General features: G+C 59.0%; 11 protein-coding genes and 1 tRNA gene. 4 read left to right on the top strand and 8 right to left on the bottom strand.

Annotated elements, in window-relative coordinates:
- Nucleotides 1-182 precede the first annotated feature (182 nt).
- Nucleotides 183-1,286 (top strand): site-specific integrase, encoded by a 1,104-nt coding sequence (locus HKD27_RS08790; protein ID WP_194689219.1) that lies wholly within the window; start codon nucleotides 183-185, stop codon nucleotides 1,284-1,286.
- Nucleotides 1,287-1,477: 191 nt separating this feature from the next.
- Here HKD27_RS08790 and HKD27_RS08785 read toward each other — a convergent pair.
- Nucleotides 1,478-1,552 (bottom strand) — tRNA-Val (locus tag HKD27_RS08785).
- A gap of 108 nt (nucleotides 1,553-1,660) precedes the next feature.
- Between HKD27_RS08785 and HKD27_RS08780 the strand changes: the two genes are divergently transcribed.
- Nucleotides 1,661-2,524 (top strand): N-formylglutamate amidohydrolase, encoded by an 864-nt coding sequence (locus tag HKD27_RS08780; RefSeq protein WP_338085582.1) that lies wholly within the window; start codon nucleotides 1,661-1,663, stop codon nucleotides 2,522-2,524.
- A 104-nt stretch (nucleotides 2,525-2,628) separates the two neighbouring features.
- On the top strand, nucleotides 2,629-3,801 hold the full coding sequence (locus HKD27_RS08775) for a low temperature requirement protein A (protein WP_194689218.1): 1,173 nt from the start codon (nucleotides 2,629-2,631) through the stop codon (nucleotides 3,799-3,801).
- A 33-nt stretch (nucleotides 3,802-3,834) separates the two neighbouring features.
- On the opposite strand, the gene HKD27_RS08770 is transcribed toward HKD27_RS08775, so the two are convergent.
- The 7 genes from HKD27_RS08770 to HKD27_RS08740 form a co-directional block, all read right to left on the bottom strand.
- Nucleotides 3,835-4,833, bottom strand: coding sequence for a DUF4105 domain-containing protein (locus tag HKD27_RS08770; protein ID WP_194689217.1), 999 nt, complete (start codon nucleotides 4,831-4,833; stop codon nucleotides 3,835-3,837).
- Nucleotides 4,834-4,841: 8 nt separating this feature from the next.
- Nucleotides 4,842-6,758 (bottom strand): alpha/beta fold hydrolase, encoded by a 1,917-nt coding sequence (locus HKD27_RS08765; RefSeq protein ID WP_194689216.1) that lies wholly within the window; start codon nucleotides 6,756-6,758, stop codon nucleotides 4,842-4,844.
- A complete protein-coding gene (locus HKD27_RS08760; protein WP_194689215.1) occupies nucleotides 6,755-8,191 on the bottom strand; it encodes an efflux transporter outer membrane subunit in 1,437 nt (478 codons plus the stop codon). The genes HKD27_RS08765 and HKD27_RS08760 overlap by 4 nt, the downstream gene beginning before the upstream one ends.
- Entirely contained in the window at nucleotides 8,188-11,298 is a 3,111-nt protein-coding gene (locus HKD27_RS08755; RefSeq protein ID WP_194689214.1) for an efflux RND transporter permease subunit, read from the bottom strand. The genes HKD27_RS08760 and HKD27_RS08755 overlap by 4 nt, the downstream gene beginning before the upstream one ends.
- On the bottom strand, nucleotides 11,276-12,370 hold the full coding sequence (locus HKD27_RS08750) for an efflux RND transporter periplasmic adaptor subunit (RefSeq protein ID WP_228518414.1): 1,095 nt from the start codon (nucleotides 12,368-12,370) through the stop codon (nucleotides 11,276-11,278). Before HKD27_RS08750 ends, HKD27_RS08755 begins: the two co-directional genes overlap by 23 nt.
- Nucleotides 12,367-13,038: a TetR/AcrR family transcriptional regulator gene (locus tag HKD27_RS08745; RefSeq protein ID WP_228120710.1), complete on the bottom strand. Its 672-nt coding sequence runs from the start codon at nucleotides 13,036-13,038 to the stop codon at nucleotides 12,367-12,369. The genes HKD27_RS08750 and HKD27_RS08745 overlap by 4 nt, the downstream gene beginning before the upstream one ends.
- A 232-nt stretch (nucleotides 13,039-13,270) precedes the next feature.
- Nucleotides 13,271-14,803: an MDR family MFS transporter gene (locus tag HKD27_RS08740; protein WP_194689213.1), complete on the bottom strand. Its 1,533-nt coding sequence runs from the start codon at nucleotides 14,801-14,803 to the stop codon at nucleotides 13,271-13,273.
- Nucleotides 14,804-15,422: 619 nt separating this feature from the next.
- Here HKD27_RS08740 and HKD27_RS08735 point away from each other — a divergent pair.
- Nucleotides 15,423-17,843, top strand: coding sequence for a membrane-bound PQQ-dependent dehydrogenase, glucose/quinate/shikimate family (locus tag HKD27_RS08735; RefSeq protein ID WP_194689212.1), 2,421 nt, complete (start codon nucleotides 15,423-15,425; stop codon nucleotides 17,841-17,843).
- Nucleotides 17,844-18,366: the final 523 nt, after the last annotated feature.

Here is an 18,366-nt window from a genome sequence, read left to right as displayed (position 1 = left end):
CTTGAAGAAACCCTGACCCTTCAGGACGTTCTGATGCGTCTCAAGGGCCGTGTTGGGCGCACAAAGCTCCATGCGCACTTGAGGCGCGTGAAGGAATTTCATGGTGGTCCGACGCATCGTCGTTGGGGTCACCGCATCATCTTTTATCCGGCGGATTTCAAACGCCTGCTACTGAGCCTGGAATGCCCCTCAAACTCTTCAAACGCGGCCGGTCGGAAACCTACTACGTTCGCGGAACCGTCAAAGGACAGAGCGTTTATGAAAGCTCAGGAACTTCTGACCCCCAACAGGCAGAAGAATACAGGGCGAAGCGCGAAGCCGAACTCTGGCAGGAAAGCATCTATGGCAAGCGGGCCGTTGTAACCTTTGCCCATGCGGTCGCTGCCTATGTCGAAGCAGAGCCGCGTTCCGAAGCGACAAAGGCCTATCTTCGCCGTCTACTGGACCATTTCGGCACCACGCGCCTGGCAGATATCGACCAGACCGCGCTCGATCAGGCTTATCGGCACATTCTGCGCGATGGTGCCGAGGCCAGTCCTGCCACAAAAGTCAGGTCGGTTCTCACGCCTTTGCGCTCTGTCCTGGAATTTGCCGCTATCCGGAGGTGGTGCGAGCGTCCGGCCTTCGACAAGCCGCGCATTCCGATGAGCCGGACAGTTTATCTCAGGCCCGAGCAGGTGACGGACCTGATCGATAATGCGGCACCGCACCTGAAGCCGTTGCTGGTCTTCCTGTTCGGAACCGGTGCCCGCATGTCAGAGGCTCTCGAGCTGGACTGGGCCTGCGTCGACCTGAAGGGAAAACGGGCTGTCGTCTGGCAGAAGCAGGGAAACGAGCGGCATATCGATCTGCCACCCCGTGTCTGCGAATCACTGGCTTCTCTCCCGAACCGGGATGGCCGCGTGTTTCGTCCTGTTCGTGCCCGGAAGTCGAGAAACGGGAAGGGCAGGGAGATCGGGGAGGCCTATTCGGAAAACGGGCGGACCAGCGGCGGCCAGATCAAGTCCGGATGGTCAGTGGCGTGTCGCAAAGCGGGCCTGCCGGGGCACATGCGCGTATGGACACCCAAGGGACAGGAGAAACCGAAGAGCGTATTCGTCCCGGACGTCACCCCGCATGATGCCCGCCACACATGGGCGAGCTGGCAATACTGTTTGCACAAGGATCTGATGCGTCTCAAGGCTGACGGGGGATGGGGCAACATCACGACGGTGACGCGCTACGCCAAGGTGATGCCGGACGCTTATCGGGATGAGATCATGGAATGGCTCGGCATCGGTGGCTGAACCAGCCTCGGTCGATTCGCATGAGCGGCCACGATGCCGTGAAGGGTGCACGGATTTTGCACCGAATTGCTCGAGAAGGAGTAGCTTCAGCCGTCATGAGGCGACATAGTCCGAAGCGTGCGATCCGATAAATCGATAGCGACGTCGAAGAAAAGATGCTTAATTTTCAAGGGGTTTCTTACCGGACCGAGTGGTGGGCGCAACAGGGATTGAACCTGTGACCCCTACCATGTCAAGGTAGTGCTCTACCGCTGAGCTATGCGCCCCCGGTCCGGTGAGGCGGTTTCTAGCTGTGTCCGGAAAACCTTGCAACCCCCTGTGGGACTAAATATGAAAAAAATATGCAACTTCCTGTGCCACTGACGTCCTTCAGAGTGAATCGACCGCGGAATACTGCGATTCCTCTGCTTGTCTCGTCTCCGCATTCCGGACGGAATTATCCATCGGATTTTCTCGACAGTGCCTCGCTCTCCTTTCATGAACTGCAGCAGAGCGAAGACCGGTTTGTGGATCGGTTGTTTGAAAACGCACCTGATTTCGGCGCGACGCTGATCTGCGCCGAGTTTCCCCGTGTATGGTGCGATGTGAATCGCGACTGGCGCGAAGTGGATGCGGAAATGTTTGATCCGCCACCGCCCGATGACGAGGTCCTGCTCACGGCCAAGGTCAAGGCGGGGTTCGGGGTTATTCCGCGCTATGTGTCGCAGGGACGGCAGGTTTACGGACAGCCCCTTCATCTCTCGGAGATAAAGGACCGGATTGCCGCGGCATGGCTGCCCTATCACGAGGCTCTTGCGGCGCTCCTGAGCGAAATGAGGGCGCGTTTCGGCTATGCCATTCTTCTGGAAGCACATTCCATGCCCAGACTGCCTTATGCGCGATCGTGCGATATCGTGCTGGGGGATGTCCATGGCCGAAGCTGCGTTCCCGGTCTGCCGGACATGATTGAAAACATGCTCGGAAGCCTGGGGTATTCCGTTCGTCGGAATGTTCCCTATGCCGGCGGGTATATTACGCAGCATTACGGGCGCCCCAATCAGAATATTCATGCCGTCCAACTGGAGATCTGCCGATCCCTTTATCTGAATACCGCGACGCTCAAGCCTGGCGCCGGGTTTGAACAGACGCAGCGCAACATGCAGTCTCTCCTTGCGGGGCTGACGGCATGGATTGGCAGCGGAGTTCTGGCGCAGTCTCCGGGCCCGGAAGCAGAACTTGCGGCTGAATCGTCTCCGTAGTGCGGATGTACCCTTGTTCTTCTTTCCCGTGAGTTACAGAAGACAAGCCTGCCTTTGATCTATAGTTTAAGGGCTGGGTTTATGCTTGCAGGCAGGATGTTGCAGTGATTTTTCAGAACAGGGCAGGCTATTCGTTTCTCAGGCAGCCTGAGAGCGGGCAGGTTGAGGTTACGACCGAAGAACTGTTCTTCGATCTGATTTATGTTTTCCTTGTTACCCAGATCAGTCACGGGCTGCTGCATCATCTTGGTGGGATGGGCTTCCTCCAGACGCTTGTTCTGTGGTTCGCGGCCTGGCTGGGATGGCAGTATACGGGTTGGATCACCAACTGGTTCGACCCACGCTCTGCCTCGTTACGTTGTGTCCTGTTTGCATCCATGGCGCTTGCTCTCTTATGTGGCGCGGCTGCTCCGGAGGCATTCGGAGCAAGAGGGCTGAATTTTGCCCTCTGCTACACGGTCATGCAGACGGGGAGGTCGACCTTTGTGGTGTGCAGATTGCCCCGCAACCATGCGCTCCTCCCGAATTATCAGCGGATTCTTGTCTGGAACCTGATCAGCAGTACATTCTGGATCATTGGTGCATTTTACTCTTCCAACCTGCGTCTCGTGTTCTGGAGCATGGCAGTTCTGTGCGAATACGTCTCTCCCATGCTCGGCTTCTGGCTTCCGTTTCTCGGGCGGTCACGTACGTCCGACTGGACGATTTCGGGCAGCCATCTCGTGGAGCGATGTCAGCTTTTCGTCATGGTGGCGCTGGGCGAGACCATCATGGCTTCCGGATTGTCCATGGCGCGGGCAGAGCAGTGGACAGCGCCGGTTTTACTTGGGTTCTGTGTGAGCTTCCTGTGTACGGTCGCCATGTGGTGGCTTTATTTCGGCACTTCAATCAGACAGGCCGAACATGCCATCAAGCATTCTTCCGATCCCGGGCGCCTGGGGGCATATTTTCATTATATTCATGCCATCCTCATCGCCGGCATTATCGTGACGGCTGTGGGTATGGATATCCTTCTGGAAAATCCCCTTGAGGCCGTGTCAGGCCCCGCGCTTTCTGTCATGATCGCGGGGCCGATCCTCTATCTTTCCGGAAGCTGTATTTACGGATGGATTGTGACGTCCAGGTGGTCTGTCTGGCATCTGGTGGGACTGGGTGGATTTGTGATCCTGTTTTTTGCGGGTGCCGCATTATCACCCCTGGTCCTCTGTTCGATTGGCACCCTCATGCTTCTGGCGGTGGCTTGGTGCGTCGAGCGGGGAAAAAGGAGGGACGCCTGAGAACCGGAGGGACATTGGCGGGCATGACAGAAGTCAGTCCGCCGGGTCATTTATCTCATGAGGTTTGCTGCGAATTTCCTCTGAATAATCCGCATCCGGCGAGGCATTGGCGGGGCGCTGGATACGGCTCTGGGCCTTGAGTTCTGGAAACGGAATCCTGGTATCGAGAAGCCCGAGATCATAGGCCAGCGACGCGGTGTATCCGCTGAGCAGGACACGCCAGTCCAGCCGGTAGCGCAGTCGGGCCTGCGCCCGGGTCAGGATGCCCGTCGTACAGTTGTCGGTCAGGGTATTATACCATGCCGGGTGTTGGACCAGTGTGTGGATTTCCCGCAGATAGCTCTCGAACAGCCTTCTGCGTTCCGCAGGCGATAGCGTAAGACGATAGAGATAGACGCGCTCATGCCGGACATCCGTCCGCACACCAATGAGGTCCCGTTCGTCGGCTGTGACGTAGAAAATCTCGTAATGGTGGAAAAAGCCGGCAATTGTCGAATACTGGAATTTCTTCTGGCGGCGGGTCTCGATGGACATGGCGACATGCCGCCCATCACGAAAGCCGAAGCTCAGAAAGACATGCGCAATGGCATTGCCAGCCCAGTAGGACGTGACGAGATCGACGGATGAAAGGTCGTCCAGGTTGTATGTCGCGTCGTAATAACGGGGGGTGTAGTCCTGCGTGGTCCGGTAGATGAAGTTCCGGATATTCCGGATATGGGCGAAGCTTCCATCCATCGTGACATCAGCGGGGACGGCATATTCCCCCTGCCATTCCCGGTCATTGCGCGGTGGGTCAGTGAGATACCAGATGCCAAGTGCGCCACACAGCGTCCCAACACCGGCCCGGGAGGCCAGCCTGTTTGGCAGACGGGACGCGCCGGCAACAAGGAGCGGGAAAAGAACCGTCAGGGCAATGCGAAGTCCGTCCGGCTCAAGCGTCGAATAATAAAGCGCGGCCGTTCCAAAGAGGACGAACAGGACAAGTCCCGCCAGACCCATGATCTTTCGGACCCGTTGCCAGCGGGATGGCATTTGTGGGTTCACTGGGCGTGCGCCTGTTCAAGGGGAATATAGGTGCCCCCCAGAGAGGTAACCGTTCCTTTTCCGCCCTTGTCGGTTTCGGGTGGAACTGTTCCGTCCTCTTCGAGCTGCCTGATCAGGATGCGGCGGACTTCTGCGGTTGTGACCGGGTTGGACTGGGTCGAATGGCCGGAATGACGTACCACCAGTTCCGACTGCACATCCGGAATATGGGCGCTTTCGTACATGACCACGCCGTCATCGGCGGTTTTCAGGGGACCATCCCCCAGAACCGGGATGATCGAATGGCTCTCGACGTCCGAAGCGACGGGAATAGCCGCCAGAGACCGGATGAACGAGCTGCGTGGAGACATGCCATATACGCTGCCGACGCGCCAGGGCCGCATGTTCAGCTTGCGGATTTCCGGCGAGCTCGCGAACACCGCGCGTACAGTCTCCTGAACAGAGACAGGAAATGTTACGAGCCGACCGACCAGCTGCGCCACGGACAGTCCGGCGATATAGCTTCCATGCTGGGGCGTGGAAATGAAGACGACGCTGCGGGCCTCGGGAAGCGGGGTCGGAAACAGGGCATCACGCAGCAGAGTCTCATCGCGCGGGCGTAGTTTCAGGCGGTCCAACGGAATGGAGATCATGCCGTTCCAGAGCCTGTCTCCCGCATTCACAACCAGCATCTTGGCCAGCAGGCCACCTTGGCTGTGTCCAATCAGGGTCATTTTTCCCAGGGCAGGATCTGCCTTCGCGCCACCAAGCTGGGCCACGGCTTTTTCCAGCGCTTGGCGAAGCTGAAGCGCGGAATAGGGAATGGGGTTTCCCGTCGCGTAGGAAAAGAACCAGAATTCATAATGATTTCTGATGGTTGTGTCTTCCATCAGGTCATTGACCATGCTCGCCCATCGCGCCGCGCTGGACGCCGTGCCATGCACGAGCACAACCGGCCGGTGCCCATACTGATGAGGCTCGATGGTCAGCAGTTGCGGGTGATCGCCTTTGTTGAACAGGCGCCCGTCGAGGAAACCGCGATATTCGACGGACCAGTCCATCGCGTCATTCAGGCTTTCGGCACGGGCGGTCGTCTGGTCGAACTGGAGCGGCGCCGTCTGTCCTACGATGGTCTGATCAATGGGGGTCAGCCGAAGGCTGGCCGAGACATGGTCCGAAAGGATCTGCTGCCGGGGAGCGCTCATGACCAGCATCAGGTTCATCGGTACGCGCAGCGAATTGGCAATCTGGAAGGATTTGTTTTCCTGCGCGGTCAGACGGGGCAGTGCTCCTACGGGTTCGCCCAGGCCTTTCTGGCGATAGGTGTTTTCAATCCCACTGACCGCAAGGCGGGAGACGGGACGGATATCGGTGACATCATGTCCATGCCATCGGAGCTGTCCGGGGTCGACGTAAAGGGTCACGGGACCGGAGGAGAGGCGCCATTCCTGTGAGACCAGATTGACCGGTGTTCCCAGAGCCTCGGTCAGGCCGAACATGTACAGGTCGCAGGCCTGCCGCAGGTGGGGATCGTAAGGGCTGGGGCGCTCGTCTGCAGGGGCGTCCGGATTGATATAGGCATAGGCATAAAGCGCGGCAGCCATATAAGCCGCGCGGTCCTGATGGCGCCGTCCCTGCAGGTAGTTCAGCTCCGCCAGGGCGAAAAGCTGATCGTCCAGCGTGCTGGTATAGAAATGTTTCCGGGTCCGGTCCTGCAGGGCAAGCAGCGCCTGAGCAGGATGGGCGTTCCACAGGGGAAGCAGGTTCTCGCGTTGCAGGACCGTGCGCGTCAGATTGGTGAGGCGACCTCCCGCAAGGGCGCTCTGGTTCCGGTCCTGATAGGCGGATGTCAGGGAAAGCTGCCGGACGGAGATGGGAGAGGCACAGCCTTCCAGACAGAGGAGCGCGACAAGAGAAAACAGGGCCTTTTTCATGGGCGAACTGCTGCCTGCCGGGCAGGGACATGAAATCCGCCGCCGGTCGCCTTGTAGAGATCGACCGAGGCGTTCAGCCGCTGGATCCTTGCCGAGACCTGTGCGAGCCGTGCCTGCTGGACGATGGCCTGTGCGGTCAGGAGGTCGATCCGGCTGGCGTAGCCATTTTCAAGCCGCAGCGTCGTAAGGTGCAGACGGTGCTCGTCCGACGCTACCCGGGAGGTGGTGTCGCCTTCGCGGTCTGCGGCGGTCTTCTGCGCCAGAATGGCGTCCCGCACTTCCTTGAAGGCGGAGCGGATGGACTGCTGGTAGAGGATCACCTGCTCATTCTTCCCGGCTTTTGCGAGCCGGACGCCACTTTCCGTGCGTCCGAAATCCAGAACCGGCGCCGCCATGGCCGCCCCCAGTGTCCATGCGCGACCCGTAGCCCGGTACAGGTTATCGATATCGACGTTATTCACGCCCGCAAGGGAGGCCAGGGAGATCGACGGGAAGTAGGCCGCCCGTGCGAAGCCGATATTGAAATTGCTCGCCATCAGCATCTGTTCGTGCATGGCGATATCGGGCCGGCGCTCAAGCAGTTCCGAGGGCAGAAGGGACGGGGTCGCTTCCGGGACGGTCATGTCCCCGATATTCCGGCCGCAGGGAAGTTCGTTCTGGATGATGCTCTGCGGGGACTGGCCGATCAGGACCGCGAGAGCGCTTTCAGCCCGGTCGCGCTGGTCTTCCATGTCCGGCAGGAGTTCGTGGACGGTATCGCGCCGTTCCTTCACGCTCTCAAGGGTGAGGGCATCCGTGGCACCCACGTCGTATTGTCGTTGGACCAGTGCCAGGAGATCGTCCTGTGTCTGGGCGGTCTGTTTCAGAAGGGCGACGTCCTCATCCAGCGCGCGCAGGCTGAAATAGAGTTTCGCCACACCCGCGACGACGGAGAGACGTGCTGCATCCATCGCATAGACGCCGGCATGAACTCCGGCTTTCGCCGCGTTGCTGAGACTGGCGTTCTTGCCCCACAGATCGAGTTCATAAGTGAGCATTCCGCCGACAAACCCGAGATTGCTGGTCTTGTTCGGAAAATGGAGGCTCTGGTTCAGGGCGCTGACCCGTCCGTTCGCGAACTGTCCGTAGGCATCGGCTCCCGCAATCGACAGCATGGGAAGCTGGTTGGCGAAAGCATAGCCGTATTGGGCTCTGGCCTGCATCAGGCGGTTGCCGGCCAGGGCAATATCGTCACTGTCACGCAGGGCAGTCTGGACGAGCTGGTCGAGAACCGGATCGCCATAGCTGTGCCACCATGTGCGGTCATCGCGCGCCACGGCGGCGGCTCCCGGCCATGTTGCGGGAAGGGGCATCGCGGGGCGTTTGTAATCCGGTGCCAGCCAGGAACATCCCGCCAGAAGCAGCGGGGCAAAGAGAAGCCATCTGCGCATCATGCGGCTCCTTCTGCCGGATTGGGGGTGGGTTCGCGGACACGGAACCAGATGACGTAAAGCGACGGCAGGAAGATCAGGGTCAGGACCGTGGCAACGGCCAGGCCACCCATGATGACATCGGCCATAGGCCCCCAGAAGACGCTCGATGCGATCGGGAGCATGCCGAGAATGGCGGCCACGGCCGTCAGCATGATGGGTCGGAACCGGATCATGGCGGCATCGACCACCGCGTCCCATTCCGACTTGCCGGCCTGCTGCTCGATCTCGATCTGGTGGACGAGAATGACCGAGTTGCGGATGATCATCCCGACCAGCGCCACAAGACCCAGCATGGCGATGAAGCCCATCGGATGCTGCGAGATCAGGAGGGAGGCGACAACACCGATCAGGCCGAACGGCGCAACACTCAGGACCAGCGCGAGGCGCTTGAAACTCTGAAGCTGGATCATCAGCACCGCCATCATGATCAGGAGCATGACCGGCATGACCGCGACCACGGACCCCTGGGACTTCGCGCTTTCCTCAACCGTTCCGCCGACCGCAAGATGATAGCCGGGCGGCAGGCTGGCATTGAATGCGGCCATTCTGGAGGCCAGTGCGGAGACCGCGGCATCGGGCTGTATGTTGTTCTGGAGCTGGGCCTGGACCGTCATGGTCGGCAGGCGGTCACGGCGCCAGATCAGGGGGTAATCTTCCACATAGGAGACTGTGGCCACGGAAGACAGGGGAACGGTCAGATCGTTCGGGAGGCGGATATCGAGATTTCGCAGCTGTTCGATCGACAGGCGCTCGTCCCTGCTGGCCCGTAAGACAACATCGACGAGATAGATGCTGTCACGCAGCTGCGTGACGGTCATGCCGGTGACCGTGGAATTGATGGCCAGGGCAATGGCGGACGAGGAGAGCCCCAGTCGCCGGGCGTCTTCCTGACGGACATCGATCCTCAGTTTCCGCGCGGGATCGCCCCAGTCGAAGTTGATCAGGCGCAGATTATGGCTCTCGTCCATGATCCGCGCGACCTGCTGTGCATAGTCGCGGACCCGGTCCGGGTCGCGGCCGCTGATGCGATACTGCACGGGCCAGCCCACGGGCGGTCCGAGTTCCAGGGCGAACAGGCCATGCACGATGTCCGGGAACTGTCGGCTCAGGGCCTCGTCGAGACGATGGCGGACACGTTCGCGCGCCGCGGCGTCCTTGGCGACGATTACGGTCTGGGTGAAGAAATCGTTGGGAAGCTGTTCGTCAATCGACAGATAGAAGCGGATGGCGCCGCGACCGACATAGGAACTCCAGTGGTCGATATCGGGATCGTTGCGCAGCAGGGCGTCCAGCTTGCGGGAGACATCCGCCGTGGCCGTGATTGAAGATCCCTGTCGCAGCGACAGGTTGACGAGCAGCTCTGGACGGTCCGAGGCCGGGAAGAACTGCTTTGGTACAAGCGGCAGCAGGAGCAGGGCCACAGCGAGCGCGCCGAGGCTGGTAAAAACCGTTACCCGCGGATGATGCATCGACAGCAGCAGGAAACGCCGGAACGTGGTCAGGATCCGCCCGGGAGGACGGGGCGTTGCGGTTCCGGTCGTCGCTTCGGGATGTTCGCGCAGGATCGTGATCCCGATCAGCGGCGCGACCAGAACGGCCACGAACCAAGAGACGACCAGCGCGATGCCCACCACGGCAAACAGCGAGAACGTGTATTCGCCCGCGATACTGTGCGCGAAACCGACCGGCACAAAGCCCGCGATCGTCACCAGTGTGCCCGTCAGCATGGGGAAGGCCGTGGATGTATAGGCGAAGGTCGCGGCCCGTGCACGGGTCCAGCCTTCCTCCAGCTTGCTGACCATGCTTTCGACGGTGATCATGGCATCATCCACGAGCAGGCCGAGCGCGATGATCAGCGCCCCCAGGGAGACACGCTGAAGGTCGATCCCGAAGATTTCCATGCAGGTGAAGACGACGGCGAGGACGAAGGGGATACAGAAGGCCACCACAGTTCCCGCGCGGCCGCCAAGGCTGAGGAAGCTGATGCCCAGCACGATGGCGATGGCCTCGAAAAGGGCTTCCGTGAAGTCACCGACAGCGTCTTTCACGACCTTGGGCTGGTTGGCGACGAGATGGGCCTCAATCCCGACAGGCATCCGCGCATGCAGCTTCGTCATCGTGGCGGAAATGTTCTTTTCCATCGCAAGGACGTTGCCGCCGGAACTCATAGAAATCGCCAGACCGATGGCGTCCTGTCCGTTCACGCGGAACATTGTCTGCGGAGGATCGGAATAGGAGCGGGTAACGGTGGCGATGTCTCCCAGCCGAATTTTGCGGCTTCCCGCATAGACCGTGACGTTCTCAATGTCCTGCACCGAACTGAACTGCCCGGTGGGCTGGATCCGGATCTGCTCCGTTCCGGTATCGAGCGTGCCGGAAGGCATGAGGACGTTCTGCGCCAGAAGCGACGATGCGATCATCGCACTGTTGATCCCCAGCCGGGACAGATGGTGGCTGGACAGATCGACATAGATTTTCTCGTCCTGCGCGCCCAGCGTCTCGATCTTGGCGACATCGGGGACGTGCAGCAGTTCGTCGCGGACCGTTTCGACGTAATCCCTCAGGTCACGATGGGAAAAACCCTGGGCCGTGAAGGCATAGATGATGCCGAATGTGTCGCCGAACTCGTCATTGAAAAATGGACCCGCGGTTGTGGAGGGCAGGAAAACCTTGAGATCTCCCACTTTTTTGCGGACCTGGTACCAGATGTCCGGAACCTTGGCCTTGGGCGTCCCCGACTGCAGGTTGAGCAGGATCGTGGTTTTCCCCGCGACCGTGTAGCTTTTGACGTAGTCGAAGTAGGGCGTTTCCTGCAGCTTCTTTTCGATGGGATCTGTCAGAAGATGGGCCGTTTCCTCGACGGAAGCACCGGGAAGCATGGCCTGCACGACCATGGTCTTGACGGTGAACGGCGGATCCTCGTTCCGCCCCAGTGCGAAATAGGACCTGAAGCCCGCCACACCGATCAGGATCATGAAGAAAAGAACGAGCGCACGATGATTGATCGACCAGCGCGACAGGTTCACACCACCGGGGGCCGGAGACTCAGGGGCGGACATCGGCGTCATTCAGCAGCGTGACCTTCTGGTTCGGATAGAGCGCCTGCACACCGGCCGTGACGACGCGGTCCCCGGCGTTCAGTCCGGATGAGACGAGCACATCCGTGGCGGTGTAGCTGGCAATTTCGATCTGTCTCAGGGCAACGGTCGATGTGTCGGCAGCGACGACCCAGACGGCGGGCTTGCCGTCCTGTGCCGTAAGGGCCGAAGGGGGCAGGCGGATTTCCCGACGGTCCGTCAGCGTCATGCGACCGACCACGACCGATCCTAAAGTCATGTCCACAGGTGGGGACTGCAGAAGCGCCTTGGCCCGGTAGGTCCGGGTCAGGGGATCGGCATCGGGTGCGAGTTCATAAAGATTTGCCGTCGTACAGAGCCGGGGCTCGGCGTCGAGGCAGACCGAAAATGTCCGTCCCATCAGGCCGGTTGCGCGCACAAGGGAGGCCGGAATATCGAACTGGATGTCACGCTCGCCACTCTGCGCCATGCGCAGGACGGGCTGGCCCGCAGCAACGACTTCCCCGACTTCCGCCAGACGGTCCGTGATGATCCCGTCGGAATCAGCCGTCAGGCCTGTGTGTTCAACGCCTTCCCGCGCAATCCGCATGCGGGCCTGAGCGGACTGGATCGTGCTCTGGGCCGTATGGTAGCGGCGGATGACGTCGTCATACTCGTTGCGTGAAATGGCCTGTACCGGGAGAAGGGCGACAGCGCGTTTACGGAGCGCTTCCATCTGGATGAGGTCGGCCTTTGCGGCTTCTACGTCTGCGGTCGCGGCTTGCAGGGTCTGCGTCGCGCCCACTTCGTCCAGGCGGGCTACGACCTCTCCGGCATGAACGGCACTGCCGACGCTGACGCTGCGTTCAACGATCTTGCCGGGCAGGCGGAACGACAGGGTCACGGTGCGGTGCGGAGCAACCTGACCCGTCAGGGGTTCGCCGGCTGTGCTGTCAACGGGCTGCACCACCATGGAACGGACGGGACGGATGTCTGGAGCCGGTTCTTTCTTGTGACAGCCTGCCAGAACAAGCAGAAGGCTGCTGCCCAGCATGACGGGCAATCTGCCGGCAGAAGCTCTCATCGGGACGTCTCCGCCGTGCTGGCCTGGGGGGAGACGAGGATTCCGCTCATGACGGCGTTCCAGGTCTGCTCAAGATACTGGTCGCGCTCCTGGGGCGTTGCGAGAACCATCCGTCCGAAGAGCCTCTGCTGGTGGGGCCAGCTCAGAAGAAGGGCGGAGAGCATCCGGGATGTCTCCTCGCAACCACAGGTCCTGTTCAGCAGACCGGCTTTTTCGACCTCACCCAGAAGCTTGAACGTGAGCTTTTCCAGCGGTTCGAAGACATGGGCCCCCGCATGTTCGACCAGATCGGGAAAACGCCATCCTTCGGCGATGAAGGTTCGGCTCAGCGCGATGGTATCGGGTTGCAGCACGAGATCGATCAGCATGCGCATGGTCTGGCGCAGGGCCAGAAGAGGGTCGGCGGAGACCATGTCCTCGGGAGGAGCCGCGGCTCCGAGAAGGCTCTGTCCGAGTTCGGTGATGACCGTCTTGAACAGGATCTCCTTGGAGGCATGACGCCGGTAGATGGTCTGTTTGCCCACCTGCGCGACGGCGGCGATCTGCTCCATGGAGGTCGCGGCATATCCTTTTTCGCCGAACAGATGCACGGCCGTCTGGAGGATCAGGGCATCAAGTTCTTCGGACATCCTGGTATCAGGCCGTCCTCCATAACGTTTCGTAGCCATGCCATGTCTCCTTGCGGGTGTCTGAGTGGCGTCAGGATGGTCTGCTGTCAGTAGACGAGACGGTTCAGTCTCGCAAGAGTGTGATCCTTGCAGGCCTGTGGAATTTTTATGTCAGCCCGATCGAAAGAACCGCTGCAGTATCGCGGCGACATGTTTCTTCCGCGTTAAGAAAAGCGGGAAACCAGGCGGCTTCTGTCAGTCTCGGACGTAAGGGGAGGAGCGGACCTGAAGCCTATGCGGTCTGGTCGTTTCCGGAGTTTCCTGCATTCAGTTTCTTGCGTGCCATCAGTCCCACGATCAGCATAAAGGCGAGGAACATGAAGCTGCTGCTGACGGTCAGGCTCGCGCTGATCGACGTCTTGTAGGCCGCCTTCACCTGTTCATGCAGGGCGGGAGAAAGCGTCTGGATGGCGGCCATGCCGTTTTCCAGAAATGTGGGCACATCGATCTTTTCGGGGAGGGCATTCAGGCTGTTTCGCAGCATCAGGGCCATCACGCCCCCTGAAAGCGCCACGCCAAGCGATCCGCCCAAGGAGCGGATGAATGCCATCATGGCTGTGGCGATCCCCAGCATGTTTCCTGGAACGGAGTTCTGGATGATGACCGTCGCATTGGGCATGCCAATGCCCATCCCGACTCCCAGGCATCCAAGGCTCAGAAGGAACGAGAGCGCGGGCGCACCATGACGGGCACACAGCGCAATCAGGGCGAGGGCCAGAAACTCGATACCGACACCAATCACGAGCAGGAGTTCGTAACGCTGCGTCCTCGATGAGACATAACCGCCCAGGATCGAACTGATCATCATGGTGCCGACCTGCGGCAGCATCATCAGGCCTGAAGTCGCGGGAGTTTCCCCCAGGACGAGCTGATAATAGAGCGGCAGGAAAATCATCGACCCCATCATGGCAAACGACATGATCCCCGTTGCCGCCACGCAGACGGAAAAATCCGCAATCCGCAACAAGCCAAGACTGACGAGAGGTTCAGGTGCGCGCCGTTCCTGCCAGAGAAACAGCAGGAAAACCGCCGTGCTTCCTGTCAGCAGAAGCAGGGTGAGGGGAGATGTCCAGGACAGGGCGGTTCCGAGGGAATTGAACAGAAGCAGAAAGCCGGCTGTCGCAATCCCCAGAAGCGCGGCCCCCAGATAATCAATACGCGGCCTTTTTTCAGCGCCACCAGAGGGCAGGCTCAGCATGATCAGCGTAAAGGCCAGAAGTCCGACAGGAAGATTGACCAGAAAGACCCAGCGCCATGAAAGGGCGCTGGTCAGTACGCCGCCAAGAAATGGGCCGGTCACGCTGCTGACGGCGAAAGCGCCGGTAAAGAGGCCCTGATACCGGCCGCGCTGCTGCGGTGTGACCATGTCGCCGATCACGGTCTGGGACAGGGTCATCAACCCGCCGGCTCCGATCCCCTGAAATCCCCGGAACAGGATCAGCTGCCACATGCTCTGGGCCACCCCGCACAGAAGCGAAGCCAGCAGGAAGGCCCCGATGCTGAACCCGAGCAGGGGGCGTCTGCCGAACATGTCGGAAAGCTTGCCGTACAGGGGGGTGGCAATCGTCGATGTCAGCATGAAGGCCGTCACCACCCACGACATGTGGGCCAGACCGCCCAGATCGCTGACGACCGTAGGAAGTGCCGTGGAGACAATGCTCTGATCGAGCGCCGCCATGATCATGGTCAGGATCAGACCGGCAAAAACGCGGAGGCGCGTCGAAGGCGTATAGCGGGATGGGAGATCAGCGGAGACGGATTGCACGAAAAATTCCATAATTTCAAAACGTCAGCAGCGTTTTTCCATAAGGATCACGACTGTCCGGACGCGTTACCTGTCATTGGGCTGCGGCCTGTCACCCGCTTCGGTCAGCCCGGATCAGCGCTAACGGACCACACCCGTCATGATTGATCAACCGTTGCTCCGGCCTGCATCCGGATCAGAAGAGCTGATCTTTCCGTTCGTCAGAGTGAGTCTCTTGCAGACATCTGTTCTGGTTCCGTGAGCAAGCATCACAAAACAGATACTCACAATCGATTGATGGTGTTTATTTATTGTTTGCCATTAATGGAAATAATTCCCTTTGACGATGGAGTATATTTTGTAAAATGACTTACTTTAATTCGAAAAATAATACAGAAATACCTGTTTCTATTTAATATTAATGAAGCCTGTTCTTTTCCGTATTTTATGGTCTGCAGAGAAATGAAGACATCTTCACATTTGCAAATCCCTTTCGGAAACCATCTCAGGCGTTTCGTCAGAAGACATGAACATCCACGGATGTGAGGCATTGGGGAACCAGGTATGGAGTAAAAATTAAAATAAATAACGCAAATCCGGTTTCTGAATTCAAAATAAAAACGTTCACATTGGAGGTAAAATGTCGAGCGAAACCCCTACGGGATCAAGGCCATGGGCTATAAGTGGCTTGATATTCATTGTGAGCCTGACGCTCATCATCGGTGGAATAGAACTTATTTCTCTCGGTGGAACATTCTATTACCTGATCGCTGGTCTTGCCCTGGCGGCAAGTGCCGCGCTGGCCTGGACACGGCGCAGTCTTGCGCTCTGGGGCGTGGCCGTCACGATTTTCGGAACGCTGGTCTGGTCTCTGGCGGAAGTCCATCTGACGTTCTGGGAACTTGAACCGCGCCTTGTCGCATTCATCGTTCTTGGACTTCTTGTTCTTCTGCCTTGGTTCCGGGGCAGGCTGTTTCCGGTTTCCCGTGCTGCGACACTTACTGTCGGTGGTGTCACCGCGGTAACGTTCCTGACCCTGGTTGTCGCAGCATTGCAGCCAAACGGTATCTCCGGGGCCGCACAGCTGGCGTCCGGTTCCGACGGCGGATCTGATACCTCCGTTCCGGATCAGGACTGGCAGTATTATGGCCGCACTCAGGGCCAGGATCGTTTCTCTCCGCTCAAGCAGATCAACGCCGGGAACGTGAAGAACCTGAAGCTCGCCTGGAGCATGCACACGGGCGACACCATGCGCGCTGGTGAAGATCAGGGCGGCACTGATGGTGGACATGAGTTCAACTTCGAGAATACGCCCATCAAGGTCGACGACACGCTCTATGTCTGCACCGGTCACAGCTGGGTTGAAGCCATCGATGCGGCAACGGGCAAGATCAAATGGAAATACGATCCCAAGGCCAATACCGGCCCGGACGTCTATCTCGCCTGCCGTGGCGTCTCCTATTACAAGGCTCCTGAAGGAGCGAGCGCAGAGTGCCCAGAGCGTATTATTGCCCCGGTTCTCGATGCCCGGATGATGGCTCTGAACGCCAGAACGGGTAAGCCCTGCGAGGATTTTGGAGAACACGGCTTCATCTCGCTGACGCAGTATCTGGGTCATGTCCCCGACGGTTTCCACTTCGTCACGTCGCCGCCCATGATCATCAGTGATCGCGTCATCACCGGTGGCTGGATCTTCGACAATCAGGCCACGTTCGAGCCGTCAGGCGCTGTCCGTGCGTTTGATCCCGTCACAGGCAAGATCGTCTGGGCCTGGGATGTGGGCCACAATCCGCAGACCTGGACGCCAGGACCCAATGATGAACTGACCCGCGACACGCCCAATGCCTGGGGTGTCTATACAGCCGACCCCAAGCTGGGCCTGGTCTATCTGCCAACCGGCAACGCGCCGCCGGACTACTTCGGTGGGCATCGTCGTCCGTTCGATGACAAGTTCAGCAGTTCGATCATCGCGCTGGATGCGAAGACCGGCGAACTGCGCTGGCATTTCCAGACCGTCCATCATGACGTGTGGGATATGGACGTTCCGGTGGGGCCGTCGCTGATCGACTTGCCCGGACCTGATGGTTCAACAATCCCTGCTCTGGTCCAGACAACCAAGCGTGGCGAATTCTTCATGCTCAACCGCGAGACGGGCAAGCCCGTTGCCGAGGTTGCGGAAAAGAAAACCCCCCAGGGCGCCGTTCCCGGAGACTGGACCACACCGACGCAGCCTTATTCGGTCGGTCTTCCTTCTGTCTCGCCAAAAGATTTGACAGAGAAGCATCTGTGGGGCGCAACGCCGATCGACCAGATGATGTGCCGCATCCAGTTCCGCAAGGCGGCCTATCAGGGGCAGTTCACGCCCCCACAGTTGAAGGAAACCATCGTTTACCCGGCGTTTGACGGTGTCGTGGACTGGAATGGCGCGTCTGTCGATCCGGTGAACAAGCTGGTCATTTCCACGGCCAACTATATCCCCTTCATGCTGCGTATGGCGCCGCGTGACGCCGTCGAGAAGGCGGGTTTTGTGCCCCCGTGGGATGGCAGCGGCAACGAACCGCATGTGAAGGGTGGTGTGTATGGTCCTCAGTACGGTACGCCGTATGTTGGCTACGTCCACCCCTGGCTGAACCCGCTTATGGTTCCCTGTGACGCACCACCGTGGGGCACGCTGACCGCGATCGATCTCGTCAGCCGGAAAATCGTCTGGCAGCATCCGATCGGCACGACGCGCGATACCGGCCCGTTTGGCACGCATACCAATCTGCCACTGCCAACCGGCATGTTTAACATTGGTGGCACTATGGTGACCGGAGGCGGTCTCGTCTTCCTGGGCGCAACGGCGGACGACTATCTGCGCGCTGTTGATGAAAGCACAGGCAAAGTGGTCTGGAGAGCACGTCTTCCGGCGGGCGGTCAGGCCAATCCGATGTCCTACATGATCAACGGCAAGCAGTATATCGTGATTGCTGCCGGCGGACATGCGGGAATGGGAACGCGGACGGGCGATTATATTCTCGCCTATGCCCTGGATGACGGGCAGACAACTCAGGCCAACTGAGACATCCCGGCGACAGGGTTTTCCGAGATGGAAACCCTGTCGCTTCATTTCATATTGGGCGTGTATTCAGAACTACAGGTTCTGAAACTTTACAGCAGGCTAAACAGCGCCTTGCTCTGCTCCGGAATTGTCGTCCATCCGAATACGAAAATCAGTGCTTGCGGCCGCCAAAAACTGGCGTTTGATCCGTTTTCTACACGGACAAGTGAGGGGCAGCTTTCTGCCGGTTTCATGAATGGTCAGACGATAAATAATTCCATTTAAAACAATAGATTAGGGTTCCATTGGGATTGAAGTCCATTCCTAATGGATTTCAGTCCGGTTTTTGTCATCGGGTGAGCTATTTTGTTTGGTCCGGTTTTTTGATTTCTAGGCTTTGCGACTTCTTTTCTGAAGAATGGGAGGCGCGCAGGGAGCCTTTAAATATATGTCAAACCACTCTAACGATCCTGGTCGTAAAAAAGGGGTCCTTTATGTAAGTACCTTAATACTTCTATGGATTCCTTGCGGGCTGAAAGCACAG

Source organism: Gluconobacter sp. R75690 (assembly GCF_015244525.1).
GTDB classification, from domain to species: Bacteria; Pseudomonadota; Alphaproteobacteria; order Acetobacterales; family Acetobacteraceae; genus Gluconobacter; species Gluconobacter potus.
The sequence above is the reverse complement of the archived record's forward strand: the minus strand, read 5'-3'. Positions and strand labels throughout refer to the sequence as shown.